This is a genomic window from Siculibacillus lacustris, assembly GCF_004328075.1.
Lineage (GTDB): Bacteria > Pseudomonadota > Alphaproteobacteria > Rhizobiales > Ancalomicrobiaceae > Siculibacillus > Siculibacillus lacustris.
The window spans coordinates 34,805-59,803 of record NZ_SJFN01000030.1; the positions used below are offsets into that span (position 1 = coordinate 34,805).

The following is a 24,999-nucleotide window of genomic DNA, read 5'->3' on the forward strand; positions in this document are numbered from 1 at the left end:
GGCGCTTCGGGTCACAGCGGGATGACGCCGGAGGCGACCGCGGCCAGGGTCATGACGACCGAAGACGCGAAGAGGTATTTGAAGGCGAACCTCTGGTGGTCGCGCAGTTCGATCTGCGACAGGCCGACGACCAGGAAGGTGGCGGGGGTCAGGGGACTGACCGGGAAACCGGTGGTCATCTGGCCGAGCACGGCGGCCTGACCCATCGCCAGATGGGGGACGCCGAAGGTGTGGCCGACTTCGGCCAGGACCGGCAGGACGCCGAAATAGAAGCTGTCGGGATCGAACAGCATCGACAGCGGCATCGACACGAGGCCGAGGGCGAAGGGCAGGTGCTGGCCCATCTCCGGCGGGACGAAGGCGACCGCGGCGGTGGCCAGCGCCTTGAGCATGCCGGTCCCCGACATGATGCCGGTGAAGCAGCCGGCGGCGAGCAGGATCGAGGCCATCATCAGCGCCGCCTTGGCATGGGCGTCGATGCGCTTCTTCTGGTCGTTGACGACCGGGTAGTTGAGCATCAGGGCGAAGACGGTGCCGAGCATGAACATCACGACCGGATCGACCCAACCGCCGATCATCACCGCCATGATGACGATGGTCAGCGCCAGATTGGGCAGGAACAGGTGGGGCCGGCGCAGTTCCATCTCCGCCGGGGCGAGCTTGCGCTCGAGGGCCGGGGCATCCTTCAGATCGGCGAGGCCGAGGCGCTTCTCTTCGCGCTTGCCGAGCCACCAGGCGACGCCGAAGGCGAAGACCCAGCCGGTGAGCTGCGCCGGGATCAGCGGATTGAAGATGTCGGTGGTCGAGACGTGCAGGGCGGCGGCTGCGCGGATCACCGGGCCGGTCCAGGGCAGGAAGTTGACGCCGGCGGCCATCGAGGCGCACAGCGCCAGGATGCGGCGGTCCATGCCGAGGCGGTCGAACAGCGGCAGCATCGCCGGGATGGTGACCAGGAAGGTCACGGCGCCCGAGCCGTCGAGATGGATCAGGCCGGCGAGCAGCACGGTGCCGCAGGTGATGCGGGCGGGCTTGAGGCCGACGCGCTTCAGGATGGCGTTGATGATCGGGTCGAGCATCCCGGCGTCGGTCATGATGCCGAAGAACAGGATGGCGAAGACGAACATGCCGGCGGTCGGGGCGATCGCCGAAATGCCCTTGATGATGAAGGCGGCGGTGCCGAGGCCGAAGCCACCGAGCAGAGCCCCGACGATCGGAATGAGGATCAGCGCGACGAGCGGCGAGATCCAGTTGCGCAGGATGGCGATCAACATCGTGATGATCACCAGGAGACCGAGTATCGCGAGCATTCGACGGACCTCCCTGTCGGTCGTTTTCATTGGCGTTCGGCAGGGACGATCGTCTTCTTTCACTCATGCGTCAAAGACATTTGAATGATATGTTGATAACTCAAACGCATATATAGGATCGTACCGGCGTAGAAGTGCTTATGAATTGGGCGATCTGCGGCACCTCGAGGGGATTGGCGGCCGATCCGCCTGAGTTTGATTGCTGGTTCGTCTCAAATCGTCTATTTCATGCATCATGCGTATCAATGTCACTCCCCAGCAGCTCGCCGCCTTCCTCGAGGTCGCCGAAACCGCCAGTTTCAGCGAGGCCGCCTCGCGGCTGTCGCTGTCGCAACCGGCGCTCAGCCGGACCATAAGGGTGATCGAGGAGACGCTCGGAGCGCGGCTGTTCGACCGCGACACCCGCAACGTCGCGCTGACCCCGGCGGGGCACGAATTGGCGCCGATCGCCGCGCGGATCGTGCGCGAATTCGACTCGAGCTTCAGCGAGTTGGCGCGTTTCGTCACCGGGCGCAGCGGCCGGGTGGTGATCGCCACCTTGCCGTCGATGGCGGCGGTGCTGTTGCCCGGCGCGATCGCCCGTTTCCGCGAGACCCGGCCGGACGTCGACTTCCAGATCCTCGACGCCCATTCCGGGGCGGTGCAGGACGCGGTCGCCGACGGGCGCGCCGAGATCGGGTTGACCGCCCGGCCGAGTCCCGACCGGCAGCTCGCCTATCATCCGCTCATGACCGACGAGTTCGGGCTGGTGTGCCGGCGCGACGATCCGCTGGCGGCGGAGGCCGAAGTGTCGTGGCGGGTGTTCGCGGATCGGCCGTTCATCGCCATGTCGCCGGGCTCGAGCGTGCGGGCGATCACCGATTCCGCCTTCCTGCAGCACGCCGTGCCGGTGGCGACGCTGTTCGAATGCGGCTTCCTGGCGACCGCCCGGGCGCTGGTCGACGCGCGGCTCGGGATCACCGCGCTGCCCGGCCTGACCGTGCCTTTGATGGCCGAGACCGGGCTGGTGTGGCGGCCGCTGGTCGATCCGGTCTATCGGCGCTCGCTCGGGGTGGTGCGACGGATCGGTGCCACGCTGGCGCCGGCGACCCTCGACTTCATCGCCGACCTGCGCGGCGAGGTCCATCGCCGGTCGATCGACGTCCGGCTCGCCGGAGCGATCCGCAGCGAGGGCGAGGCGGTCGTCGCGTGAGGCGAGGGGCGGCGCACCACCGCCCCCACGCGGATCACTCGCGCAGGCCGGGCGCCTCGTGGCCGGTGCGGGCGACATATTCGGTATAGCCGCCGCCGTAGGCGTGGACGCCCTCGGGGGTCAGTTCCAGCACCCGGTTCGACAGGGCCGCCAGGAAGTGGCGGTCATGGGAGACGAACAGCATGGTGCCTTCGTAATTGGCCAGCGCGCCGATCAGCATCTCCTTGGTGGCGATGTCGAGATGGTTGGTCGGCTCGTCGAGCACCAGGAAGTTCGGCGGATCGTAGAGCATCCGGGCCATCACCAGCCGGGCCTTCTCGCCGCCCGACAGCACCCGGCACTTCTTCTCGACGTCGTCGCCGGAAAAGCCGAAGGCGCCGGCCAGCGCCCTGAGCGACCCCTGTCCGGCCTGGGGGAAGGTGTCCTCGAGCGACTGGAACACCGTGCGATCGCCCTCCAGCACCTCCATGGCGTGCTGGGCGAAATAGCCGAGCCGGACGCTGCCGCCGAGCGTGACGATGCCCTGGTCGGGCTCGGTGGTGCCGGTCACCAGCTTCAGCAGCGTCGACTTGCCGGCGCCGTTGACGCCCATCACGCACCAGCGTTCGCGCCGGCGGATCGAGAAGTCGAGATCCTCGTAGATCACCCGGGCGCCGTAGCGCTTGTGGACCGCCTTGAGCCCGACCACGTCCTCGCCGGAGCGCGGCGCCGGGGGGAAGTCGAAGGACACCGTCTGGCGTCGGCGCGGCGGCTCGACCCGCTCGATCTTGTCGAGCTTCTTGACCCGGCTCTGCACCTGGGCGGCGTGCGAGGCGCGGGCCTTGAAACGCTCGATGAACTTGATCTCCTTGGCCAGCATCGCCTGCTGGCGCTCGAACTGGGCCTGCTGCTGCTTCTCGCTCTGGGCGCGCTGGGCCTCGTAGAATTCGTAATCGCCGGAATAGGTGGTGAGCTGACCGCCGTCGATCTCGACGATCTTGGTGACGATGCGGTTCATGAAGGCGCGATCGTGGGAGGTCATCAGCAGGGCGCCGTCGTAGCCCTGGAGGAAGGCCTCGAGCCAGATCAGGCTCTCGAGGTCGAGATGGTTGCTCGGCTCGTCGAGCAGCATGGCGTCGGGGCGCATCAGCAGGATGCGGGCGAGCGCCACGCGCATCTTCCAGCCACCCGACAAGGCGCCGACGTCGCCGTCCATCATCTCCTGGGTGAAGCTGAGGCCGGCCAGGACCTCGCGGGCGCGGCCCTCGAGGGCGTAGCCGTCGAGTTCCTCGAAGCGGTGCTGGACCTCGCCATAGCGGTGGATGATCGCGTCCATCTCGTCGGCGCGGTCGGGATCGGCCATGGCGTGTTCGAGGTCGTGCAACTCGGCGGCGACCTCGCTGACCGGGCCGGCGCCGTTCATCACTTCGGCGAGCGCGCTGTGGCCGGCCATGTCGCCGACGTCCTGGTCGAAATAGCCGATGGTGATGCCGCGATCGACCGAGACCTGGCCCTCGTCGGGGGCCTCTTCGCCGGTGATCATCCGGAACAGCGTGGTCTTGCCGGCGCCGTTGGGGCCGACCAGCCCGATCTTCTCGCCGCGCAGGAGCGCCGCCGAGGCCTCGATGAACAGGATGCGATGGCTGTTCTGCTTGCTGATGTTCTCGAGGCGGATCATGGGCGCGCGGGGTCCGTGGCAACGGCGGCGGGCCCGTCGAGGCCGGCCGCCGGAAGGAGAAGCGAGGGGTACGGATACCGGTTTCCGGCGCCGATCGGATGACGGCGCGCGACGTCGCCGCCGCGCGGGGTCCGGGACAGGGAGTTTCGAAAGTCGTGGCACGCCCTACGGGAGGAGCCCGAATCCTCGAAGACCGCAGAAATGGCGATGATCCATCTCGTCGACGGCCGCATGTTAGGCACTGTGCGATGCGGGAACAAGAGGGCGCGACGCAACACGGACGCGCGCCGCCGCGGCCGCGGTCCGGCGAGGCCGGTGCGGGGCGGAGGCGCGGGGAGGTCGCCGGTCGGCGGGCGTCAGCGGATCAGGCCGAGCCCCAGTATGCCGGAGACGATCAGGAAGACCGCGACGATGTAGTTGAGCAGCCGCGGCATGACCAGAATGAGGACGCCGGCGATCAGGGAGACGATCGGCTGGAGATGGGTGAGGGACACGTTCATGGGCGCGGTCTTTCGGTGAGAACGTACGGTTCGAAACGGTGCGGACGGGCGGCGTGACCCGGCCGGGGAGACAAAAGGGCGTCGGATGATCACGGGGCGGCGATCATCCGACGCCGGAAGCCCGAGCGGGGGGCGAGGGCTCCGTCTCTTCGTTTCCGTCCGGCGGTCCGGGGGGAAACCGGAGGTACACGAAGAGAGCGAACCACCTTGCGCCCCCGAGCGCGGTTGCGGCAGGTTCGGAAACTACTCGAGCGGGCGAATGGTTCCCGACCGCCGTCGCGCGACTGCGGGCCGGGCCGGTCGCGGCTCCCGCGTCGGAGGCGTCAGGCGAAGACGGCGGCGAGGAAGCTCGCCGCGGCGACCGCGCCCTCGGGCGAGATGCCGTGACCGAGGCCGGCATAGACCCGCCGCTCGACGGTCATGCCCAAGGCGGTCAGGGTCGCGGCGGCATCGGCCGACAGCGCCGCCGGGATCACCGGATCGGCGTCGCCGTGGAGCAGCAGCAATCGGGTGGCGAGCGACGGGGTAAGCGGCTCGGGCGAGGCCAGCCGGCCGGCGAAGCCGACCGCGGCGGCGATCGGCCAGCGCCCGGAGGCGACGGCGTCGAGGGTCATGATGGTGCCCTGGGAGAAGCCGACGAAGGCGACGCGGTCGAGGCGATCGGTCAGACCCGCGGCGGCGATCGCCGTGGCGATCGTGCGATCGAAGGCTTCGCGCGCCGCGGCGATCCGGGCGGCGCGATTGGCCTCGGTGACGCCGGCGATCGAGAACCACTGCCGGCCGGCGCCGCCGCCGTCGAAGGCGAAGGGCGCGTCGGGGGCGACCGCCGTGGCCCCGGGCAGGCGCGAGCGGATCAGCTCGGCGATCGGGAACAGGTCGCGGCCGGAGGCGCCGACGCCGTGCAGCAGGACGACCAGGGGGGCGGGATTGGCGGGCATGGTCGGGATCCTCGATGGCATGGGTCGGCGCCGGCCGATCGGGGCGACGCGGGTCGGAGACGCGAGCCTAGGCGCCCGCGCCGCCGAACGCCACCGCCGATCCGGCGCGGCCGATCCCACGCTCCGGCGCGCCTCGGGCGAGGCCGCCGGCTGCGGTGCAACGCGGGCCGGGCTCGCGCGGCCCGCGGCGTTCGCGCTAGGATCGGGCGTGTTCCCCACGGACCGAGGATCGGGCGATGGACGAGACGGCGGCGCTGCGCTTCGCGATCAATGTCGGCAACCCGGTGTTGGCCCGGCGCGATCCGGGGAGCGGTGCGCTCTCGGGCGTCGTCGTCGATCTCGCCCGGGCCTACGCCCGCGAAGTCGGGCGCCCGGCCGACCTCGTCGCATTCGCTTCCGCCGCGGAGATCGTCGCGGCGCGGGGCGACGATCGCTGGGACGTCGCGTTTCTCGCGGCCGATCCGGCGCGGGCCGGCGAGATCGCCTTCACTGCCCCCTATCTGCTGATCGAGGGCGTCCTGGTGGTCGACCGTGCCGCCACCGCGACGGCGCTCGCCGAGCTCGACCGGCCGGGCGTGCGGATCGCCGTCGGGCGCGGCGCGGCCTATGATCTCTTTCTGACGCGCAGCCTGAAGGCCGCGACGCTGGTCCGCTTCGACTCGTCGGAGGCGGCGCTCGCCGGCTTCCGCGACGAGCGACTGGATGCGGCGGCGGGGGTGCGGGCGTCGGTCGCCGCCTTCGCGGCCGCCCACCCCGATCTGCGGTTGGTCGAGACGCCGTTCATGCGCATCGCCCAGGCCGCCGCCGTGCCGGCCGGGCGGACCGAAGACCTCGCGCGGCTCGAGCGGTTCCTGGCGCACGCCAAGCGCTCGGGCGCAGTGGCGCGGTCGCTCGCGGCGTCGGGGCATGGGGACGTCGAAGTCGCACCCTGACGGCGTCGCGCTCACACCACCTTCGCGAGCGTCGTCGCGGCCAGCGCCAGACCGAAGCCGACCAGCACCACCGAGGCGAGGCGCGGCACCAGGCGCGCGACGAGGGTCCCGGCGTCGCGGCCGGCGCGGCGGCCGAGGAGCAGCCAGCCGCCGCCGCACAGGGCGACGGCGAGGGCGAAGCCGGCGACCCACAGGGCGATCTGCGGTCGCTCCACCGAATCGGGGAAGAGCGCGAAGGCGAAGACCGCGGCCTTGGGATTGAACAGGGTGGCGACGAACAGGCGACGGGGGGTGATCGGTCCGGGGTCCGTCGAGCCGGCGTCGTGGCGCCACAGGGCGGCGCCGAGGGCGGCGAGATAGGCGGCCAGCGCCAGTTTGACGGTCGGAACCGCGAAGGGGATCGCCGCGGCGAGCGGCGCGCCGAGGGTCCTGAGAAGAGCGATCGAGACGAGATAGCCGGCGAGCTCGGCCCCGACCAGCCGCCACGGCGGCGCGCCGGCCGAGGTGGCGCCGGCGGCGGCGAGCAAGGTGTTGGTCGGGCCGGGGGTCGCCAGGATGGCGACCACGCCGAGGAGCGAGACGAGGACTTGCGGCATCGGCGGCGGCGCTCCGGGTCGTCGACGCGCGCTCAGATCGCGTAGTCGAGGGCTTCGGACGAGCGGGCGACCATCTGGGCGAGGGTGGTGTTGTCGAGCACCGCGGCCATGGCGTCGCGGACCTCGAGCATGGTCAGGCGCACGGCGCAGCCCTGGAGATCGGTGCAGTCGTCACAGGGCTGGAAGGCGGTGCGGCTGGCGCAGGCGATCGGCGCCAGCGGCCCGTCGAGGGCGCGCACCACCGCGCCGATGACGATCTCCTCCGGCGGACGGGCGAGGGCATAGCCGCCGCCGGGGCCCTTCTTGGAGCGCACGAAACCGGCGTTGCGCAAGTCCAGCAGGATCGCGTCGAGGAATTTCTTGGGCAGCGCCGCGGTCGCGGCGATCTCGGCGACCATGGTGGTGCGGCCGGGTTCGACGCCGGCGAGAAACACCAGGGCCTTGAGCCCGTACTTGCCCTTGTTGGTCAACATGTCGATGTCCTCGAGCCACCCCATCGGACATAGCGAGCAATCGCCGCCGGGTCAAATCGCCGACGGTGGGAATCGTCACGGTCCGACACTATGGGGCCGGGCGAGTGCGCGGGGACGCTTCAGGGGGCGACGGCGAGCGGTGCGAGCCGCTCGGCATAGCGGGCGCGATGATCGCAGAGGGTGTCGAACACGTCGTCCGGCATCGGCGACTGGAACATCAGTTCGTCCAGGAGGGCGAGGATGACATCGTGGTCGATTCGAAACAGCGAAACCGGCAGCCTGAGGAGCAGCACACCTTCGCCTTCGTCACACGTCGTGTCCATGGCTTCGAGTCCTCGTGGGGCGCCCCCGGCCGATCGTCGTCGAATCGGAGAGGGGCGTGGAAGGGCACGTCTCGGCTCCGAGGCGCCGACGTGACTTCCGGAACGGGTCGCACTCCGCTACGGGCCGAGCGGACCCTGGAGGCGAAGATACCGAACAAATTCCGAGGGGTACATACCTGCGGGGGTCAGGAATGTCCCGAAGGTATCACCACTGATTGCACGGACTCGCCAGCGGTGCGCCGACTGCGGGCGGTCCCGGCACCCGGGGCATCCCGCGACCGGCGGCGACCATGATAGCGTGCGTCGATGACCGTAGACCGCTCCCACACCCACCTCTGGCCGGGCGTTCCGCTCGCGCTGACCTCGGCCGTCCTGTTCGGGGCGGCACCGCCGCTCGCCAAACTGCTGACCGGGGCGATCGGGTCGTTGATGCTGGCCGGTCTGCTCTATCTCGGCGCCGGGATCGGCCTCGCGGTCTGGCTGGTGGTGCGCGGGCGGACGACCGCCGAGCGCGGCGAGGCGGCGCTCGGGTGGGCCGATCTGCCGTGGCTGGCCGGAGCGGTGGCGATGGGCGGGATGGTCGCGCCGGTGCTGCTGATGGCCGGTCTGGCGCGCACCTCGGCGTCGAGCAGCGCGCTGCTCCTGAACCTCGAGGGTCTGGCGACCATGGCGATCGCCTGGGTGGTGGTCGGCGAGGCCGTCGATCGTCGCCTGCTCGCCGGGGCGGCGGCGATCCTCGGCGGAGCGCTGTTGCTCGCCTGGGACGGGAGCGGGCCAACCGTCGACGTCGGGGCGCTGCTGGTGGTCGGCGCCTGTATCGCCTGGGGCATCGACAACAACCTGACCCGCAAGGTTTCGGCCGCCGATCCGGTGGTGATCACGCTGATCAAGGGCTGTGTCGCCGGGTCGGTCAACGTCGGGCTGGCGCTGGCGATGGGCGCACCGGTGCCGCCGCCGGCCTGGGTGGCGGGCGCGGCGATCGTCGGTTTCTTCGGGGTCGGGGTCAGTCTGGTGCTGTTCATCCGGGCGCTGCGCCATCTCGGCACGGCCCGGACCGGGGCCTATTTCTCACTGGCGCCGTTCATCGGCGCGATCCTGGCGATCGCCCTGCTCGACGAGCCGATCACGCTCCGGCTGCTGCTGTCGGGGCTGCTGATGGGCTTCGGCCTGTGGCTGCATCTCGCCGAGCGGCACGAGCACGATCATCGGCACGAGGACCTCGCGCACGACCACGCCCATGTCCACGACGACCATCATCGTCACGACCACGAACCCGCCGACGCGGCGACCGGCGAGCCCCATGCCCACCGCCATCGCCACCTGCCGCTCGACCATTCCCACCCGCACTATCCCGATCTCCATCACCGGCACGACCATCGGCGCGCGGAGGACGAGCCCCCTCGCGCCGAGGATCGATGAGGTCGGAGAACCGGCTCAGGCGGCCTTGCGGGCGAGGTCGCCGGTGCGGTAGCGCGCGGCCATCGCGGGGAGCGGGATCGGCTTGATCTTCGAGGCGCGGCCGGCGGCGCCGAACTCCTCGAAGCGCGCCTTGCACAGCGCCTGCATCGCCTCCATGGCGGGCTTCATGTACTTGCGCAGGTCGAACTCGCCCGGCTTCTCGGCGAAGATCTTGCGGATCTGGCCGGTCATCGCCATGCGGCAGTCGGTGTCGATGTTGACCTTGCGCACGCCGAAGCGGATCGCTTCGACGATCTCTTCGATCGGCACGCCGAAGGTCTGGGGAATCTCGCCGCCATAGGCGTTGAGGATGTCCTGCAGGTCCTGCGGCACCGACGACGAGCCGTGCATCACCAGATGGATGCCGGAATCGCGGGCGTTGATCTCGCGGATCACGTTCAGCGCCAGGATGTCGCCGGTCGGTTTGCGCGAGAACTTGTAGGCGCCGTGCGAGGTGCCCATGGCCACGGCGAGGGCGTCGACGCCGGTCGCCCGGACGAAGGCCACCGCCTGATCCGGGTCGGTGAGGAGCTGGGAATGATCGAGGACGCCTTCGGCGCCGTGGCCGTCCTCCTTCTCGCCCATGCCGGTCTCGAGGCTGCCGAGCACCCCGAGTTCGCCCTCGACCGAGGCGCCGACCATGTGGGCGGAGCGCACCACGTCGGCGGTGACCGCGACGTTGGCGTCCCAGTCGGCCGGGGTCTTGCCGTCGGGGAGCAGCGAGCCGTCCATCATCACCGAGGTGAAGCCGGCGACGATCGCCGACAGGCAGGTCTCCGGGCCGTTGCCATGGTCCTGGTGCAGGCACACCGGAATGTCGGGGTGGATTTCGACGGCGGCCTGGACCAGATGGCGCAGCACGGCGTCGCCGGCGAAGCTGCGGGCGCCGCGGCTGGCCTGGAGAATGACCGGGGCGTCGACCGCCGCCGCCGCACCCATCACGGCGAGAACCTGTTCCATGTCGTTGATGTTGAAGGCGGGCAGGCCGTAGCCGAATTCGCCGGCGTGATCGAGGAGTTGCCGCATCGAGACGAGAGCCATGAGAAGAGATCCTGGAGACGGGGATGGACCGGCGCGGGGTGCGCGCGCCGCGGGCGAGCGGCCGTCCCGAGACCGGCGGGGATCTCGGGACGGCGGGGGGCGGCTCAGGCGACCTTCAGGCTCGGCTTCAGGACGCGCAGCAGGATCGCGGTGACCACCGTGCCGGCGACGAGTGCCACGAGGTAGCCGACCAGATGCGACACCGCGTTGGGGATCGGCAGGACGAAGATGCCGCCGTGGGGGACGTGCAACTCGGCACCGACCACCATCGAGATCACCCCGGCCACCGCCGAACCGGCCATCAGCGACGGGATCACCCGGAAGGGATCGCGGGCGGCGAAGGGGATCGCGCCTTCGGTGATGAAGGAGATGCCCAGCACCGCGGCGGCATTGCCGGCTTCGTGCTCGTCGGCGGTGAAGCGGTCGGCGAACAGCTTGGTGGCCAGCGCCAGACCGAGCGGCGGGGTCATGCCGGCGACCATGGCGGCGGCCATCGGGGTGTAGATGCCGGAGGCGAGCAGGCCGGTGGCGAAGGTATAGGCCGCCTTGTTGACCGGGCCGCCCATGTCGAAGGCCATCATCGCGCCGATGATCACGCCGAGCAGCACCGCGTTGGCGCCTTCCATGCCCTTCAGGAAGGCGGTCATCGCCGCGAGGATCTGGGCGACCGGGGTGCCGATCACGTAGATCATCAACAGGCCGACGATCGCCGTGCCGAGCAGCGGCAGGATCAGCACCGGCTTCAGGCCTTCCAGCGTACGCGGCAGCTGGATCGACTTGTTGAGGAAGGACACGACGTAGCCGGCGAGGAAGCCCGCGGCGATGCCGCCGAGGAAGCCGGCGCCGATCGATCCGGCGAGCATGCCGCCGATGGCACCGGGCGCGATGCCGGGACGATCGGCGATCGAATAGGCGATGAAGCCGGCGAGCATCGGCACCATCAGCGCGAAGCCGTTCTTGGCGCCGATCAGGAACAGGGCCTGGCCGAGGGTGTCCTTGTGGGCGTCGTCGTAGACGTAGATGCCGCCGAGCGCGAAGGCGATGGCGATCAGCAGGCCGCCGGCGACCACGAAGGGCAGCATGTAGGAGACGCCGGTCATCAGATGCTTGTAGGGGCCGGAGCGCTGGGCGGCGCGGGCGGCCTTGTCGGCGGCGACTTCCGCGGCGAGATCGCGCGGGCCGGACGCGGCGCCGCCGCCCTGGCGGACGGCCTCGGCGAAGGCCTTGGCGACCAGCGCCTTGCCGTCGTTGATCGCGCCCTTGGTGCCGGTCGAATAGACCAGCTTGCCGGCGAAGCGCGACATGTCGACGTTGGTGTCGGCGGCGATCAGCACCAGATCGGCGGCGGCGATATCCTCCGCGCTCAGGGTGTTCTGGGCGCCGACCGAGCCCTGGGTCTCGACCTTGACCTGATGGCCGAGCGCCTTGCCGCCCTGCTCGATGCCTTCGGCGGCCATGAAGGTATGGGCGATGCCGGTCGGGCAGGAGGTGATGGCGACGATCTTCTTGGCGCCGGCGAAGGCGGCGACCGCCTTGGCGAGGCTGCCGGCGGGATCGGCGAGCACCGCGTCGAGGGTCAGAGCGAGGGTCTTGGCGGCCGGGAAGCGGTCGGTGGTGGTGGCGCTGCCGACCAGCAGCGCGCCGGCGGAGGCCGCGACCGCCTCGTCGGAGAGCGGCGACAGGACGCCGTCGGCGGTGCGGGTCTCGATGTCGAGGGCATGGCCGGCGGAGGCCGCAGCCTTGCGCAGGGCTTCGGCGGCGAGCAGCACCTGGGTGCTGCGGTCCTTGGTGGCGATGACGGCGGACAGTCTCGTCATGTTTCTCTCCTGGCGGGATGTCCCGCTTCTTCGATGGATCCGGTGTCGTCGGATTTCAGACGTCGAGAACGGTCACGGTGGCCGCCCGGGCGAGGTGTTCGACCTCGGCGCGCGACGGCAGATGGGGACCGACCCGACCGAGCTTGGCCGAGGCGAAGGCGACGGCGCGGCGGGCGGTGCCGCCGAGATCGAGGTCGTCGGCGAGCGCCGAGACCAGGCCGGCGACCATGGCGTCGCCGGCGCCGACGGTGCTCAGCGCCTGGAGCGGCGGCAGACGGGCGGCGAGCGCGGCGTGGGCGTCGACGAACAGCGCCCCCTCCGGGCCGAGCGACACCACCACCAGGGCGATGCCGCGTTCGACCAGTTGCCGTGCGGTGGCGACGAGGTCGGCGGTGGTCGGCAGCAGGCGGCCGGCCCAGGCCTCGAGCTCCTCGCGGTTGGGCTTGACCGCGAAGGGCAACTGCCCGGCGGGCGCGTCGAGGGCGGCGGCGAGCGCCGGGCCCGAGGTGTCGAGCACGACGCGGGCCTGCATTTCGCCGAGCAGGCCGATCAGGTCGGTGGTGGCGCGGTCGGGGAGCCCCGCCGGCACCGAGCCGGCGAGGACGACGAGGGTGCCGGGGCGGACCTCTTCGTCGAGGGTGTCGACGACGGAATCGTAAGTTGCGTGATCGACCGGCGGGCCGGGCAGATTGACGTCGGTGGTGTCGCCGGTGGCGACGTCGGCGATCTTGATGTTGGTGCGGGTCTCGCCGTCGATGCGGACGAAGCGATCGCCGATGCCCTTGGCGGCGAAGAACTCGGCGAAGGCGGCGACGTTGATGCGCCCGAGGATGCCGGTGGCGAGCACCGGCGTGCCCCAGTCGGCGAGGCAGCCGGCGACGTTGATTCCCTTGCCGCCGACGTTGGTCTGGGAGGCGCGGGCCCGCTGGACGGTGCCGAGCGTCAGGTTCTCGACCGTGACGGTCAGGTCGATCGCCGGATTGAGGGTGACGGTGATGACGGTGGGGGCGCTCATGACCGACCTCCGTCGAGGGCGCGGACCGCATCGGCGGTCTCGCAGGCCAGCGCCCGGGCGGCGAGCGCGGTCAGTTCGGCGAAGTCGGAGGCGCGCAGCCGGGCCTTGACCGCGGGGATGTCGCGCGGGGTCATCGACAGTTCGGCGATGCCGAGGCCGGTGAGCAGAGCGGCGCCGAAGGGATCGCCGGCGATGCCGCCGCAGACCCCGACCCAGCGCCCGTGGGCGGCGGCGCCTTCGACGGTCTTGCGGATCAGCCGCAGCACGGCGGGGTGCAGGCTGTCGGCTTCGGCCGCCAGTTCCGGATGCTGGCGGTCGATCGCCAGCGCATATTGGGTGAGGTCGTTGGTGCCGATCGAGAAGAAGTCGACGTGGGGGGCGAAGACGTCGGCCATCATCGCCGCCGAGGGCACCTCGACCATGATCCCGAGCGGCACCGCCGGCGCGTCGACCTCGGCGCGGATGCGCTCGCAGACGGCGCGCAGAGCGGTCACTTCCTGGAGCGAGGTGATCATCGGGAACATGATCGACAGGCGCCGGCCGCTCTTGGCGGCGCGGTAGAGGGCGCGCAGCTGCGGGTCGAGCAGATCGGGGCGGCGCAGCAGCAGGCGGGCGCCGCGCACGCCGAGGAAGGGGTTCTCCTCGCGCGGCAGATCGAGATGGGCGACCTGTTTGTCGCCGCCGATGTCGAGCGCCCGGACGATCAGCGGGCGATCACCCAGCGCATCGAGCATCGACTCGTAGACCGCGAACTGCTCGTCCTCGCTCGGCGTGGCGCCGCGCTCGAGGAACAGGAACTCGGTGCGCATCAACCCGACGCCTTCGGCGCCCTGGGCCACCGCGGTCTCGACCTGGGCGGGATTGTTGACGTTGGCGCCGATCTCGACGCGGTGGCCGTCGCGGGTGGTCGCCGGCAGGGCCCGCTCTTCGGCCTCACGGGCCCGCTTGGCGGCGGCGGCGGCGATGAAGGCGCGGGCGGAGACGAGGTCGGCTTCGGTCGGGGCGAGATGGAGGCGGCCGGTGCTGCCGTCGAGGACCGCGAGGGTGCCCTCGGCGATGTCGAGCAGCGCATCGGTGCCGGCGACCATCGCCGGCAGGCCGAGGGTGCGGGCGAGGATGGCGGTGTGCGAGGTGGGGCCGCCCTGGGCCGTGGCGAGGCCGGCGATGCGCTCCATGTCGAGCGAGGCGGTGACCGAGGGCGACAGGTCGGCGGCGACCAGGATGCAGGGCTCGGCCGGCAGATCGGTCAGCGAGCCGAGCGCCAGGGTCGGGGCGAGGCGTCCGAGGACGCGCTGGCCGACGTCGCGCAGATCGGCGGCGCGGGCGGCGAGCAGGGGATTGCCGAGGGCCTCGAGCTTGCGGGCCATGCGCTCGGCCGCCTCGTGCCACGACCAGGCGGGGCCGTGGCCTTCGACCATCAGTTGGCAGGCGAGGGTGACGAGGTCGGTGTCGGAGAGGAATTCGGCCTGGGCCTTGAAGATCGCCGCTTCGGAGGGGCCGAGCCGGCGGGCGGTATCGTCGGCGAGGGCGGCGAGCTGTTCGCGGGTGGTGGTCAGCGCCTCGTGGAGGGCGTTGCCGCCGTCGGACAGCGACACCGGATCGTCGGGGATGACGATCGCGGCGGTGCGCAGGACATGGACCGGGCCGATCGCGAGGCCGGGACCGGCGCCGATGCCGACCACCACCGGCAGGGCGGTCTCGGGCTTCCAGCCGATCGCCGGGGTCTCGGCGCGGATCGCCGCGCGGGCGGCGTCGGCCTTCTCCTGGAGGGTCAGGCCGAGGATCGCCGCCTTCAGCTGGGCGAGGCCGACCGTGGCGTCGGCGCCTTCGGCCGAGACCACCACGGCGTCACCGGCGCGCAGGCCGAGCTGCAGCAGCGACACCAGATTCTTCGGATCGCCGGTCTCGGCGCCGCTGCGGATCTGGAAGCGCGCCGAGGAACGGCGGGCGACGTCGACCCAATGGGAGGCGGGGCGGGCGTGCAGGCCGGCGGGATAGTCCACCACCCAGTCGAAACGCTCGGCGAGGTCGGCGGCCGGGGCGCTCGGGGCGGCCGGCGCGACGTCGTCGACCAGCGCGGCGATCACCGCGCGCGGGTCGGTGGTGGTGACCAGGGCAGCGAGGCGCTCCTCGTCCTGGAGCAGGCGGGTCAGGCGGCGCAGCACGGTGATGTGGGCGTCGGACTGGGCGGCGATGGCGACCACGAAGCGGGTGGTCTGGCCGGGGTTCCATTCGACGCCGTCCGGCACCTGGAGGATCGCCAGGCCGTTCTCGCAGATCAGGCCGCGATCCTCGATCATGCCGTGGGGGATGGCGACGCCGTGGCCGAGGAAGGTGTTGGCGACCCCCTCCCGCCGCAGCATGCTCTCGGCATAGGCGGCATCGATGTAGCCGGCGGCCGTCAGCATCTGACAGGCCTCGCGGATCGCCGCCTCCTTGGTCGCCGGACGAGCGGCGAGGCGGACCAGTTCAGGCGACAGGAGCGGCTTGACGGCGGCGGACATGCGGGACCCCTTCTTTCGGGTTTGGCTGACGAGATATGAAAAGGTTTTCATCGTCGCAGTCAACAGAGAACGCATTGAAATTTGAGCTTTTCTCTGCGAAAATGCTTGCTGCAGCGCACAATGGCTGATCGCTCATGGGCTGCATCCTGATATCGTTTTCTGCAAAAATGTGAGATCGTTTTCAGAAATGTCCATCGGCATCAAGGACGTGGCCAAGGCCGCCGGGGTCTCCGCGGCGACCGTCTCGCGAGTCCTCGGCAGCGGCTCGGTCAGCCCCGATCTGCGCGACAAGGTCGAGGCGGCGGTGCGCGCCACCGGCTATCGCCCCAATCTCTCGGCGCGGCGGCTGCGATCGCAGCATTCGCGGACGATCGGCCTGATCGTTTCCGACATCGCCAACCCGTTCTTCACCGAATTGAGTCGGGCGGTCGAGATGGCGGCCCATCAGGCCGACCTCCGGGTGATGCTCTGCAACACCGACGAGAATCCCGAGCGCGAGGCGCTCTATCTCGAGATGATGCAGGAGGAGCGGATCACCGGCCTGATCCTTGCCCCGACCAGCGTCGGCGCGGCGCGCATCGCGACGATGGACTTCGACTTCCCGGTGATTCTGATCGATCGCGCCGGGCCGCTCGGGGCACACGACGAGGTGACCATCGACAACGCCGAGTCGGCGCGCCTGCTGGTCGAGCACCTGGTGGCGCGCGGCCATCGCCACATCGCCGGGATCTTCGGCAACACCAGTTCGACCGCGGCGGCGCGCCACGAGGGCTATGTCGCGGCGATGGCGGCGCACGGCCTGCCGCCGCACGCCCAGTTCGTGGCCCCGACGGCGGAAGCGGCCGGCGCGGCCTTCATGCGGATGGTCGAACGGTCGCTGCGCCTCGACGCGGTGCTGGCCTCCAACGGGCTGATCCTGCTCGGGGTGGTCAAGGCGTCGAAGGCGATGGGCCTGGAGATGCCGCGGGACCTGTCGGTGGTCGGCTTCGACAACGAGACCTGGACCGATCTGGTCGGCGCCGGGATCACGGTGATCGAACAGCCGGTGGCCGAGATCGGCCGCACGGCGATGGCGCTGCTGTTCGAGCGGCTCGCCTGTCCCCATCTGCCGCCGCGCCGGGTGGTGCTGTCCGGACGCCTGGTCGAGCGCGGAATGCCGCGGCCGGCGTGATCGGCGCGGGGAGGGTGTACTGCGGATGAGGGGACTTCGCGCGGGCGCCCCCCGAACGGACGTCGATCTGCCGTAGCGGCAGCCTGCGGATCGGGATAAAGATACTTCCAGAAACAAATACCCCTCCCGCCGGCGGCGCCCGACGCCCGATTTCCGAGGTGGCCTTCATGCATGCGGCGACCGCCTGTCGGGACTACGGGGAGACGAACTTCGTCACCGGCCTGCGGGCCTTCGCGGCGCTCGGGGTGGTGCTGATCCATACCGGCGGCGGCGGCTTGCGCGAATTCGGGCCGATCGGCGCGGCGCTCGCCGATCTCGGCCGCTCCGGCGTCCAGGTGTTCTTCGTGGTGTCGGGGTTCAGCGTCGCGGCTTCCTACGTCGGCTCGGGCGGCTACGGCGCCTATCTCAACAAGCGGCTGTGGCGGATCGCGCCGCTCTATTGGTTCTGGCTGACGGCGGCGATCCTCCTCGACGTCACCGCGGTCTATTGGCAGGAGCGTTTCGGGGTGGTGGTCGACACCCGCAACGTCGTCCTGCATTTCACCTTTCTGTCGGTCTTCGACTATCGGGTGACCAACAGCATCCTCGGGGTGGAGTGGTCGATCCCGATCGAAGTGGCGTGGTATCTGGCGATCCCCGCGGTTCTGGCGGTGACCACCACCCGGGCGCGGACGCTGGCCATGGTGGGGGTGGCGGTGGCGATCGGCTACACGCTGATCAAGAATCCGCGCCTGTTGCCGGTCGATCCGGCCGACGCCTCGGCGGCGATGGGCTGGTCGCCCTTGCCCTATGTCTTGCCCTACGGGCTCGGAATCGCGGCCTTCCGGCTGCGTCCGTGGTGCGTGCGATCGGTGCTGGCCGGCGATCGGATGGTCTGGGCGGTCGCCGCGCTGATCGGGCCGCACGTCGCGCTGATCGGCCTCCTCGGCCGCTCGCCGTTCAACGAGTTCGTCCTGGTCTCGGGCGCGACCGCCGCATTGCTGCTGTTCGGCCGCAACGACGGGGCGGTGATGCGGCGCAGCTTCGGCCTGCGCGCCGCGCGCTTCGTCGGGACGGTGAGCTACGGCCTCTACCTCTGCCATCTGCCGATGATGGCGCTGCTCACCCGCGCCGGCATCCCGCTCGGCGACAGTCCGCTCCTCGCGTTCCTCGGCGTCGCCGGCGTCTCGGTGGCGGTCTCGACCGTAACCCACGTGGTGATGGAACGGCCGCTGATGGACTTCGGGGCGCGGGTCGGCGAACGCTTCGGCGGAGGCCTCGGCGCGCTGAAGTCCTGAAGCCGGATCGGCTCAGGTCGTGGCGGCGCGCCGTTCGGCCATGAAGGCGTCGAGGGCGGCGACCATCGCCGGTGTGGCGGTCAGGCCGAGTTTCGAGCGCCGCCACAGCACGTCCTCGGCGTCGATCGCCCATTCCCGCTCCATCAGGTGGCGGACCTCCGCTTCGCTGAGGCCCTCGCCGAAATCGATGCCGAGGTCCTCGCGCCGGGTCGCCGATCCGAGGATCGTGCGCGCGGTGGTGCCGTAGGCGGTGGCGAGGCGCATCGCGCCGGCCGCATCGAGGAACGGATGGGCCGACCGCAGTTCGGCGGCGAGGGGAGCCACCCCGTCGACGGGAAAATCGCCGCCGGGCAAGGGCGCCGACGCCGTCCATGGGGCGCCGGTCGTGGGAACATGGCCGGCGAGCTTGGCGAGCGCGGCCTCGGCGAGGCGGCGATAGGTGGTGATCTTGCCGCCGAAGATCGACAGCAGCGGCGCCCCGGCGACCGCGTCGTCGAGCTCGAAGACATAGTCGCGGGTCGCCGACTTGGCTTCGCCGGCGCCGTCGTCGTAGAGCGGGCGGACGCCCGAATAGGCCCAGACGACGTCGTCGCGACCGATCCGGCGATCGAAATAGTCGTTCACTGCGGCGCAGAGATAGTCGATCTCTTCGTCGGTGGCGTGGACCAACGCCGGATCGCCCTTGTAGTCGCGATCGGTGGTGCCGATCAGGGTGAAATCGCCGCCCTGGTAGGGGATGGCGAAGACGATGCGGCCGTCGGTGTTCTGGAAGATGTAGCTGCGGTCGTGGTCGTAGAGGCGACGGACGACGATGTGCGAGCCCTGGACGAGGCGGACCTTGGCCTTGGAGCGCGTGCCCAGCGTCTCGCCGAGCAACGAACTCACCCAGGGGCCGGCGGCGTTGACCAGAGCACGGGCGCGGATCTCGCGGCGCGTCCCGGTGGTGCGGTTCTCGGTGGTCAGGCGCCAGCCGTCGGCGGCGCGGGATGCGGCGACCGCCTTGGTGCGCGTCTCGATCACCGCGCCGCGGTCGGCGGCGTCGCGGGCGTTGAGGACGACCAGCCGGGTGTCGTCGACCCGACAATCCGAATATTCGAAACCGCGCACGAAGCGGCCCGGCGAGAGCGGCGCGCCGACCGGATCATGGGCCAGATCGACGGCGGTGGTGGGCGGCAGGAGCTTGCGCCCGCCGATGTGGTCGTAGAGGAACAGGCCCAGTCGGATCAGCCAAGCCGGACGCAGACCGGGGTGATGCGGCAGGACGAAGCGCATCGGCGCGACGATGTGCGGGGCCATCCGCCACAACACTTCGCGCTCGACCAGGGCTTCGTGCACCAGGCGGAATTCGTAATACTCGAGATAACGCAGGCCGCCATGGACGAGCTTGGTCGAAGCACTCGATGTCGCGCCGGCGAGATCGTTCATCTCGCAGAGATAGACCTTCAGGCCGCGTCCCACCGCATCGCGCGCGATGCCGCAACCGTTCACGCCACCCCCGACGATGGCCAGGTCGAAGACTTCGTCCATTGTTCGTCCTCCCGCGGCGCCGGCCGCACTCCAGCGGAGTGCGGGGCGACAACCTTCGGAAGACGATAATGAACGTTCGTTTCTACCGCAAACGAAAACGAATGTGAAAACGAAAGTGTTATCGGCCGATTCGTCGGCCGGTCCACCCCGGTTGGCGGGGCGGACTCAGTCGGTGGCCTCGATCTCGTTGGCGCGTTCCGGCATGGTTTCGATCAGCAGAACGCCCTTCTCTCGACAGAGGTCGCGCAGTTTCGCCGAGGGCATGTAGTCGGTCACGAAGACGTCGATGTGGTCGATGTGGGTGATGCGGACCGGAGCGGTGCGGTCGAGCTTGGTACAATCCGAGACCAGGACGACGCGGCGGGCGTTCTCGATGATCGCCCGGGCCACCCTGACTTCGCGGAAGTCGTAGTCGAACAGCCAGCCGTCTTCGTCGATCGCCGAGGTGCCGATCACCGCGGTGTCGACCTTGAACTGCTGGATCAGGTCGGCGGCGGAGGCCCCCACCACCGCCCCGTCGCCGGGCCGCACCGGGCCGCCGGCGACGATCACCTCGAAGCCGGTGCGCCGGCTCAACTGCATGGCGACATTGAGGTTATTGGTGATGACCAGCATCTGCTCGTGGTCGCACAGGGCATCGGCGACCTCTTCGGTGGTGGTGCCGATGTTGATGAACAACGAGGTGCCGCTGGGAATCAGCGCCGCGGCAGCTCGACCGATGGCGCGTTTCTCTTCGGCGGCGACGAAGCGGCGGGCGTCGTAGGACAGATTGCGGACGCCGGAGGTGACCACCGCGCCGCCGTGGATGCGCGACAACAGTTGGCGATCGCACAGATCGTTCAGGTCCTTGCGGATCGTCTGGGGCGTCACCTCGAACTGCCGGGCCAGTTCCTCGACCGTGACCCGACCGGAATCGCGGGCCGATTTCAAGATTTCGACCTGCCGGTCGGTGAGGCCTTCCATGCGGACTGCTCCATTCCTTCGTGTTTCCGCATGGATATACGGATCGCGACCGACGGCAACCGAAAACGCGGTGGGGGCCCCTCCGGTGCACGGGGTGACACGGTGTCGCCCCTGCGGACAGGGTGAAGAGAGGTCTCGGTGGCGGCTGGCTTTCGGAAAATAGTTTCGAAGATACAAAAATGCGAACTACGACTATTTTCGGGTATCCGCCGAAGCGGATCGCAGTACCTCGGGCTATCCCTTGGTGGAATGAAAGTGGGGAACTTAACTAAATGTCCTAAACTACGGCGAAGACGGCGCGAACATCCATGGCTTCGCAGGCGCAATAGACGGTGATCTATTGGTAAAATGTCAAATCGTGACGAAGCAAATCTAAGTTTTCTGCATGGCGGTAACTGGCTGGCTGCTTGGTTAGTTTTACCATCTATACTTTCTGCGTAGGTGTGATAAGTAAATTGACTTATTGGATGTTCGGGCTGCCTACGATAGCAGTCGACGGCAATAGAAGATCGATCCGCGCACTCTCCGATATCGGATGTGAGGTGCTCCGCCAGAGACGGTGGGGCCTCGAGGGTGGTTTGCGGCCGTCAGACGGAAGGTTCGGAGGATGTCGGTATGGGAGAGATGAGAGGGCTGGAGCCGATCTCGTCGAAAGCGGACGTGGTGGTGATCGGCGGCGGCGTCGTCGGTTGTGCCATCGCCCGGGAACTGTCGCGCTACCGGCTCGACGTGGTGCTGCTCGAACAGGCGCCCGACGTGGCGACCGGAACGTCCAAGGCCAACAGCGGCATTCTCCACGCCGGCTTCGACTGCGAGCCGGGCACCTGGAAGGCGCGGCTGAACGTCCGTGGTGCCGCGCTCTATGCCGAAATCGCCGAAGGTCTGGGCATTCCGCGCCGGGAAATCGGTTCCCTGGTGGTGGCGCACAGCGACGCCGACCTCGCGACCTGCGAATCGCTCTTGGCGCGTGGCCGTGAGAACGGCGTCGCCGGGCTCGAAATCTGGGGCGCCGACCGGCTGCGGGCCCACGAACCGTCGATCTCCGCCGACGTCGCCGGGGCTCTGTGGGCGCCGACCGCGGCGGTGGTCTGTCCGTTCCTGGCGACCGTCGGGTTCGGCGAAAACGCCATCCGCAACGGCGCGAAGATCCATACCGAATGCGGCGTCACCGGCCTCGTCACCGCCGGCGGGCGGATCGTCGCGGTCGAGACCACCCGCGGCCGGATCGAAGCCCGCTTCGTGGTCAATGCCGCCGGTGTCCATGCCGCCGACGTCGCCCGCCTCGCCGGCGACGACAGCTTCACCATCCACCCGCGCCGCGGCGAATACATCCTGTTCGACCGCTCGACCGGGGCGCTCGCCCGTTCGGTTCTGTTCCCGACCCCGTCGAAGGTGTCCAAGGGCATCCTGGTGTCGCCGACGGTGCACGGCAACATCTTCATCGGCCCCAACGCGGCCGACGTCGACGAGCTCGACGACGTCGAGACCACCGCGCCCGGCCTCGACGAGATCATCTCGGGTGCCCGCAAGATCGTGCCCGATCTGCCGTTGCAGAACGCCATCACCGAATTCGCGGGCCTGCGCGCCGCGGCCGGCAAGGACTTCATCATCGGCGAATCGCCGATCGTGAAGGGCCTGGTCCATGCCGCCGGCATCCAGTCGCCCGGGCTGACCTCGGCACCGGCGATCGGCGAGGCGATCGCCGAGATCCTCGCCGATCTGGGACTGAAGCTGACCCCCGACCCGACCTTCGTGCCGGTCAATCCGCATCGCCCGAAGTTCACCGAACAGACGCCGGTCGAACAGATGGCGCGGATCGCCGCCGATCCGCTGGCCGGTCGGGTGATCTGCCGCTGCGAGACGATCACCGAAGCCGAGATCGTCGCGGCGATCCGCGCGCCCTGCGGCGCGCGCACCATCGACGGCGTCAAGCGGCGGGTGCGGGCCGGGGCCGGCCGGTGCCAGGGCGGCTTCTGCGGCCCACGGGTCACCGCCATCCTCGCGCGCGAGCTCGGCATCCCGGTGACCGCGGTGCGCAAGGAGACGTTGGAATCGTGGCTCTTCTACGCCCGCGCCGGACTCGAGATCAGGGAAGACATCGATGCGTGACGCAACCTACGACGTGGTGACGATCGGCGGCGGACCGGCCGGCATGGCGGCCGCCCTGGCGGCCCGGCAGGCCGGCGCCGACCGCGTGTTGATCATCGAACGCGACCGCGAACTCGGCGGCATCCTGCAACAGTGCATCCACAACGGCTTCGGCCTGCGGAAGTTCAAGGAGGAGCTGACCGGACCGGGCTATGCCGACCGCTACATCGAGATGGTCGGCGCGGCGGGCATCGACGTCTGGCTCGACAGCACCGTGCTCGCGGCGGAAGCCGGCGGCCGGATCACCTGCGTCGGGCCGACCACCGGGCTCGCCACCGTCGAAGCCAAGGCGGTGGTCCATTCGATGGGCTGTCGCGAACGCACCCGCGGCGCGATCCGCATCCCCGGCAGCCGGCCGGCCGGCGTGTTCACCGCCGGCGCGGCGCAGCGGATGGTCAACATGGAGGGCTATCTGCCCGGCCGTGACGTGGTGATCATCGGCTCCGGCGACATCGGCCTGATCATGGCGCGGCGCATGACGCTCGAAGGCGCGCGGGTCCGCGCGGTGTTCGAGATCATGCCCTATTCCAACGGGCTGACCCGCAACATCGTCCAGTGCCTCGAGGACTTCGGCATCCCGCTGTACCTGTCGCACTGCGTCGTCGCCGTGCACGGCCACGATCGGGTGACCGGGGTGACGGTCGCCGAGGTCGACGCCGACCTGCACGTCAAGCCGGGCACCGAGTTCGATCTGCCCTGCGACTGCGTGCTGCTGTCGGTCGGGCTGATCCCGGAGAACGAGCTCGGGCGGGCGATCGGCGTCTCCACCGATCGGATCACCAGCGGCGCGGTGGTCGACCAGTTCCGGCAGACCTCGAAGCCCGGCTTCTTCGCCGCCGGCAACGTGCTGCACGTCCACGACCTCGTCGATCTCGTCTCCAACGAGGCGGAGATCGCCGGCCGCTCGGCGGCGCTGTTCGCCAAGGGGGTCTTCGGCGAGGCGACCCACGAACGGGCGGTGATCGCCGGCGAGGGGCTGCGCCAAGTGGTGCCGCAGCGGCTGTCGACGTTGGAGAAGGGCAAGAACGCCATCCGCTTCTTCTTCCGCTCGAAGGCACCGATGGGGCCGTCGATCATCGCGCTGAAGACCGAAGACGGCATCGTCTGGGACCGCAAGCTGCGGGTGGTCAAGCCGAGCGAGATGATCGTCGCCGACATTCCCGTGAACCGCTTCGCCAAGGCGTCGCACATCGAATTCGTGCTGACCCTCGACGAGCATCCGGAACCGCTCGAAGGGGCGGTGGAGGAGGAGGACGCATGACCAGCCGAGTTCAACCCATCCAGTGCATCGGCTGTCCGGTCGGCTGCGGCGGCGAAGTCGTCCTCGACGGCGATCGGGTCGTCGAGATGCGCGGCTTCACCTGCGAGAAGGGCGAGGCCTATGCCGCCGAGGAGGTGGTCGCGCCGAAACGGATGGTGACCACCACCGTCCGCGTCCACGGCGGGGCCCTGCACTTCCTGCCCGTCGTCTCGGACGGACCCGTTCCCAAGGAAGCGATCTTCGACTGCGTGCGCCTGTTGCGCGGCATCGAAGTCACCGCACCGATCGAAACCGGCCGGGTGATCGTCGCCGATGCCCTCGGTCTCGGGGTCGACTTCAAGGCGGCGCGCGCCATTGCGGTGGCGAGCGACGGCCTGCGGCCCGCGTGAACTCGGGGACGCGCGGCACTCCCCGCGCGTCGCCGCCGCCCGAGCGAGGGGCGGACCACCCGACCCGGCACATCGGACGCCGAATGTGCGCACAACGAGGAGGCAACGTACGGCACCAGTTCGACGAGTTGATGAAGAGACATAAAATCAAAATCAAAACAGCAGTCGGAGAGGAAACATGTCAACTTACATCGGTGCAATCGACCAAGGGACGACGAGCTCTCGCTTCATCGTCTTCGACAAGACCGGCCGTATCGTCAGCGTCGCGCAGAAGGAACACGAGCAGATCTTCCCGAAGCCGGGTTGGGTCGAACATGATCCGGCGGAGATCTGGCGGCGTGTCGAAGAAGTGGTCGCCGAGGCGATGGAAGCCAAGGGCCTGAAGCCCAGCGATCTCGCCGCGATCGGCATCACCAACCAGCGCGAAACCACCGTCGTGTGGAACAAGAAGACCGGCAAGGCCGTCTACAACGCGCTCGTCTGGCAGGACACCCGCGTCGGCGACGTGGT

22 protein-coding genes are annotated in these 24,999 nt (G+C 69.6%); 9 read left to right on the forward strand and 13 right to left on the reverse strand.

Annotated features, from left to right (window positions below; translation table 11 throughout):
• Positions 1–11 precede the first annotated feature (11 nt).
• A complete protein-coding gene (locus EYW49_RS17330; protein ID WP_131310887.1) occupies positions 12–1,307 on the reverse strand; it encodes a CitMHS family transporter in 1,296 nt (431 codons plus the stop codon).
• Between the two features lie 235 nt (positions 1,308–1,542).
• On the opposite strand from EYW49_RS17330, the gene EYW49_RS17335 reads away from it, so the two are divergent.
• On the forward strand, positions 1,543–2,499 hold the full coding sequence (locus EYW49_RS17335) for a LysR family transcriptional regulator (protein ID WP_131310888.1): 957 nt from the start codon (positions 1,543–1,545) through the stop codon (positions 2,497–2,499).
• 34 nt (positions 2,500–2,533) lie between these two features.
• Here the strand turns inward: EYW49_RS17335 and EYW49_RS17340 are convergent, their stop codons facing one another.
• From EYW49_RS17340 to EYW49_RS17350, 3 genes are all read right to left on the reverse strand, one after another.
• Complete coding sequence (locus tag EYW49_RS17340; protein WP_131310889.1) at positions 2,534–4,156, reverse strand: ABC-F family ATP-binding cassette domain-containing protein; 1,623 nt, start codon at positions 4,154–4,156, stop codon at positions 2,534–2,536.
• Positions 4,157–4,512: 356 nt separating this feature from the next.
• Positions 4,513–4,656 carry a DUF3096 domain-containing protein gene (locus EYW49_RS17345; protein ID WP_131310890.1) on the reverse strand — a complete coding sequence of 48 codons (144 nt, stop codon included), beginning with the start codon at positions 4,654–4,656 and terminating at the stop codon, positions 4,513–4,515.
• Between the two features lie 323 nt (positions 4,657–4,979).
• The gene (locus EYW49_RS17350) at positions 4,980–5,594 is read right to left on the reverse strand and encodes an alpha/beta hydrolase (RefSeq protein ID WP_131310891.1); all 615 of its coding nucleotides are present in this window, start codon (positions 5,592–5,594) and stop codon (positions 4,980–4,982) included.
• A 236-nt stretch (positions 5,595–5,830) separates the two neighbouring features.
• Here EYW49_RS17350 and EYW49_RS17355 point away from each other — a divergent pair, with 236 nt between their 5' ends.
• On the forward strand, positions 5,831–6,526 hold the full coding sequence (locus EYW49_RS17355) for a transporter substrate-binding domain-containing protein (protein ID WP_131310892.1): 696 nt from the start codon (positions 5,831–5,833) through the stop codon (positions 6,524–6,526).
• An 11-nt stretch (positions 6,527–6,537) separates the two neighbouring features.
• Here the strand turns inward: EYW49_RS17355 and EYW49_RS17360 are convergent, their stop codons facing one another.
• From EYW49_RS17360 to EYW49_RS17370, 3 genes are all read right to left on the reverse strand, one after another.
• Positions 6,538–7,122, reverse strand: a complete 585-nt coding sequence (locus tag EYW49_RS17360) for a hypothetical protein (RefSeq protein WP_131310893.1) — start codon at positions 7,120–7,122, stop codon at positions 6,538–6,540.
• Between the two features lie 32 nt (positions 7,123–7,154).
• Positions 7,155–7,595: an RrF2 family transcriptional regulator gene (locus EYW49_RS17365; protein ID WP_131310894.1), complete on the reverse strand. Its 441-nt coding sequence runs from the start codon at positions 7,593–7,595 to the stop codon at positions 7,155–7,157.
• A gap of 119 nt (positions 7,596–7,714) precedes the next feature.
• A complete protein-coding gene (locus EYW49_RS17370) occupies positions 7,715–7,918 on the reverse strand; it encodes a hypothetical protein (RefSeq protein ID WP_131310895.1) in 204 nt (67 codons plus the stop codon).
• A 306-nt stretch (positions 7,919–8,224) separates the two neighbouring features.
• Between EYW49_RS17370 and EYW49_RS17375 the strand changes: the two genes are divergently transcribed.
• Positions 8,225–9,337 carry a DMT family transporter gene (locus EYW49_RS17375; RefSeq protein ID WP_131310896.1) on the forward strand — a complete coding sequence of 371 codons (1,113 nt, stop codon included), beginning with the start codon at positions 8,225–8,227 and terminating at the stop codon, positions 9,335–9,337.
• A 15-nt stretch (positions 9,338–9,352) separates the two neighbouring features.
• Here the strand turns inward: EYW49_RS17375 and fba are convergent, their stop codons facing one another.
• From fba to ptsP, 4 genes are all read right to left on the reverse strand, one after another.
• On the reverse strand, positions 9,353–10,417 hold the full coding sequence (fba, locus tag EYW49_RS17380; protein ID WP_131310897.1) for a class II fructose-bisphosphate aldolase: 1,065 nt from the start codon (positions 10,415–10,417) through the stop codon (positions 9,353–9,355).
• Positions 10,418–10,521: 104 nt separating this feature from the next.
• Positions 10,522–12,234: a PTS fructose transporter subunit IIC gene (locus tag EYW49_RS17385; RefSeq protein ID WP_131310898.1), complete on the reverse strand. Its 1,713-nt coding sequence runs from the start codon at positions 12,232–12,234 to the stop codon at positions 10,522–10,524.
• Positions 12,235–12,289: 55 nt separating this feature from the next.
• Positions 12,290–13,249, reverse strand: coding sequence for a 1-phosphofructokinase (gene pfkB, locus EYW49_RS17390; protein WP_131310899.1), 960 nt, complete (start codon positions 13,247–13,249; stop codon positions 12,290–12,292).
• Entirely contained in the window at positions 13,246–15,753 is a 2,508-nt protein-coding gene (gene ptsP / locus EYW49_RS17395; RefSeq protein ID WP_131310900.1) for a phosphoenolpyruvate--protein phosphotransferase, read from the reverse strand. The genes pfkB and ptsP overlap by 4 nt, the downstream gene beginning before the upstream one ends.
• Positions 15,754–15,940: 187 nt before the next feature.
• On the opposite strand from ptsP, the gene EYW49_RS17400 reads away from it, so the two are divergent.
• Complete coding sequence (locus EYW49_RS17400) at positions 15,941–16,924, forward strand: LacI family DNA-binding transcriptional regulator (RefSeq protein ID WP_131310901.1); 984 nt, start codon at positions 15,941–15,943, stop codon at positions 16,922–16,924.
• Positions 16,925–17,091: 167 nt separating this feature from the next.
• Positions 17,092–18,201 carry an acyltransferase family protein gene (locus EYW49_RS17405; protein WP_131310902.1) on the forward strand — a complete coding sequence of 370 codons (1,110 nt, stop codon included), beginning with the start codon at positions 17,092–17,094 and terminating at the stop codon, positions 18,199–18,201.
• Between the two features lie 12 nt (positions 18,202–18,213).
• Here the strand turns inward: EYW49_RS17405 and glpD are convergent, their stop codons facing one another.
• On the reverse strand, positions 18,214–19,728 hold the full coding sequence (gene glpD, locus EYW49_RS17410; RefSeq protein WP_131310903.1) for a glycerol-3-phosphate dehydrogenase: 1,515 nt from the start codon (positions 19,726–19,728) through the stop codon (positions 18,214–18,216).
• Positions 19,729–19,893: 165 nt separating this feature from the next.
• Positions 19,894–20,691, reverse strand: a complete 798-nt coding sequence (locus EYW49_RS17415) for a DeoR/GlpR family DNA-binding transcription regulator (RefSeq protein WP_131310904.1) — start codon at positions 20,689–20,691, stop codon at positions 19,894–19,896.
• Between the two features lie 615 nt (positions 20,692–21,306).
• On the opposite strand from EYW49_RS17415, the gene EYW49_RS17420 reads away from it, so the two are divergent.
• The 4 genes from EYW49_RS17420 to EYW49_RS17435 all read left to right on the forward strand — a co-directional run.
• A complete protein-coding gene (locus tag EYW49_RS17420) occupies positions 21,307–22,800 on the forward strand; it encodes an NAD(P)/FAD-dependent oxidoreductase (protein ID WP_206365501.1) in 1,494 nt (497 codons plus the stop codon).
• The gene (locus EYW49_RS17425; protein ID WP_131310905.1) at positions 22,793–24,100 is read left to right on the forward strand and encodes an NAD(P)/FAD-dependent oxidoreductase; all 1,308 of its coding nucleotides are present in this window, start codon (positions 22,793–22,795) and stop codon (positions 24,098–24,100) included. The genes EYW49_RS17420 and EYW49_RS17425 overlap by 8 nt, the downstream gene beginning before the upstream one ends.
• Positions 24,097–24,489: a DUF1667 domain-containing protein gene (locus EYW49_RS17430; RefSeq protein WP_131310906.1), complete on the forward strand. Its 393-nt coding sequence runs from the start codon at positions 24,097–24,099 to the stop codon at positions 24,487–24,489. Before EYW49_RS17425 ends, EYW49_RS17430 begins: the two co-directional genes overlap by 4 nt.
• Positions 24,490–24,667: 178 nt before the next feature.
• A partial coding sequence (locus tag EYW49_RS17435; protein ID WP_265937404.1) for an FGGY family carbohydrate kinase occupies positions 24,668–24,999 on the forward strand: 332 nt, incomplete at its 3' end.

Excerpts from the sequence above, each read along its gene's own strand:
- EYW49_RS17330 (WP_131310887.1), bottom strand. The coding sequence starts at position 1,307 with ATGCTCGCGATACTCGGTCTCCTGGTGATCATCACGATGTTGATCGCC.
- EYW49_RS17335 (WP_131310888.1), top strand. The coding sequence starts at position 1,543 with ATGCGTATCAATGTCACTCCCCAGCAGCTCGCCGCCTTCCTCGAGGTC.
- EYW49_RS17340 (WP_131310889.1), bottom strand. The coding sequence starts at position 4,156 with ATGATCCGCCTCGAGAACATCAGCAAGCAGAACAGCCATCGCATCCTG.
- EYW49_RS17345 (WP_131310890.1), bottom strand. The coding sequence starts at position 4,656 with ATGAACGTGTCCCTCACCCATCTCCAGCCGATCGTCTCCCTGATCGCC.
- EYW49_RS17350 (WP_131310891.1), bottom strand. The coding sequence starts at position 5,594 with ATGCCCGCCAATCCCGCCCCCCTGGTCGTCCTGCTGCACGGCGTCGGC.
- EYW49_RS17355 (WP_131310892.1), top strand. The coding sequence starts at position 5,831 with ATGGACGAGACGGCGGCGCTGCGCTTCGCGATCAATGTCGGCAACCCG.
- EYW49_RS17360 (WP_131310893.1), bottom strand. The coding sequence starts at position 7,122 with ATGCCGCAAGTCCTCGTCTCGCTCCTCGGCGTGGTCGCCATCCTGGCG.
- EYW49_RS17365 (WP_131310894.1), bottom strand. The coding sequence starts at position 7,595 with ATGTTGACCAACAAGGGCAAGTACGGGCTCAAGGCCCTGGTGTTTCTC.
- EYW49_RS17370 (WP_131310895.1), bottom strand. The coding sequence starts at position 7,918 with ATGGACACGACGTGTGACGAAGGCGAAGGTGTGCTGCTCCTCAGGCTG.
- EYW49_RS17375 (WP_131310896.1), top strand. The coding sequence starts at position 8,225 with ATGACCGTAGACCGCTCCCACACCCACCTCTGGCCGGGCGTTCCGCTC.
- fba (WP_131310897.1), bottom strand. The coding sequence starts at position 10,417 with ATGGCTCTCGTCTCGATGCGGCAACTCCTCGATCACGCCGGCGAATTC.
- EYW49_RS17385 (WP_131310898.1), bottom strand. The coding sequence starts at position 12,234 with ATGACGAGACTGTCCGCCGTCATCGCCACCAAGGACCGCAGCACCCAG.
- pfkB (WP_131310899.1), bottom strand. The coding sequence starts at position 13,249 with ATGAGCGCCCCCACCGTCATCACCGTCACCCTCAATCCGGCGATCGAC.
- ptsP (WP_131310900.1), bottom strand. The coding sequence starts at position 15,753 with ATGTCCGCCGCCGTCAAGCCGCTCCTGTCGCCTGAACTGGTCCGCCTC.
- EYW49_RS17400 (WP_131310901.1), top strand. The coding sequence starts at position 15,941 with ATGTCCATCGGCATCAAGGACGTGGCCAAGGCCGCCGGGGTCTCCGCG.
- EYW49_RS17405 (WP_131310902.1), top strand. The coding sequence starts at position 17,092 with ATGCATGCGGCGACCGCCTGTCGGGACTACGGGGAGACGAACTTCGTC.
- glpD (WP_131310903.1), bottom strand. The coding sequence starts at position 19,728 with ATGGACGAAGTCTTCGACCTGGCCATCGTCGGGGGTGGCGTGAACGGT.
- EYW49_RS17415 (WP_131310904.1), bottom strand. The coding sequence starts at position 20,691 with ATGGAAGGCCTCACCGACCGGCAGGTCGAAATCTTGAAATCGGCCCGC.
- EYW49_RS17420 (WP_206365501.1), top strand. The coding sequence starts at position 21,307 with ATGGGAGAGATGAGAGGGCTGGAGCCGATCTCGTCGAAAGCGGACGTG.
- EYW49_RS17425 (WP_131310905.1), top strand. The coding sequence starts at position 22,793 with ATGCGTGACGCAACCTACGACGTGGTGACGATCGGCGGCGGACCGGCC.
- EYW49_RS17430 (WP_131310906.1), top strand. The coding sequence starts at position 24,097 with ATGACCAGCCGAGTTCAACCCATCCAGTGCATCGGCTGTCCGGTCGGC.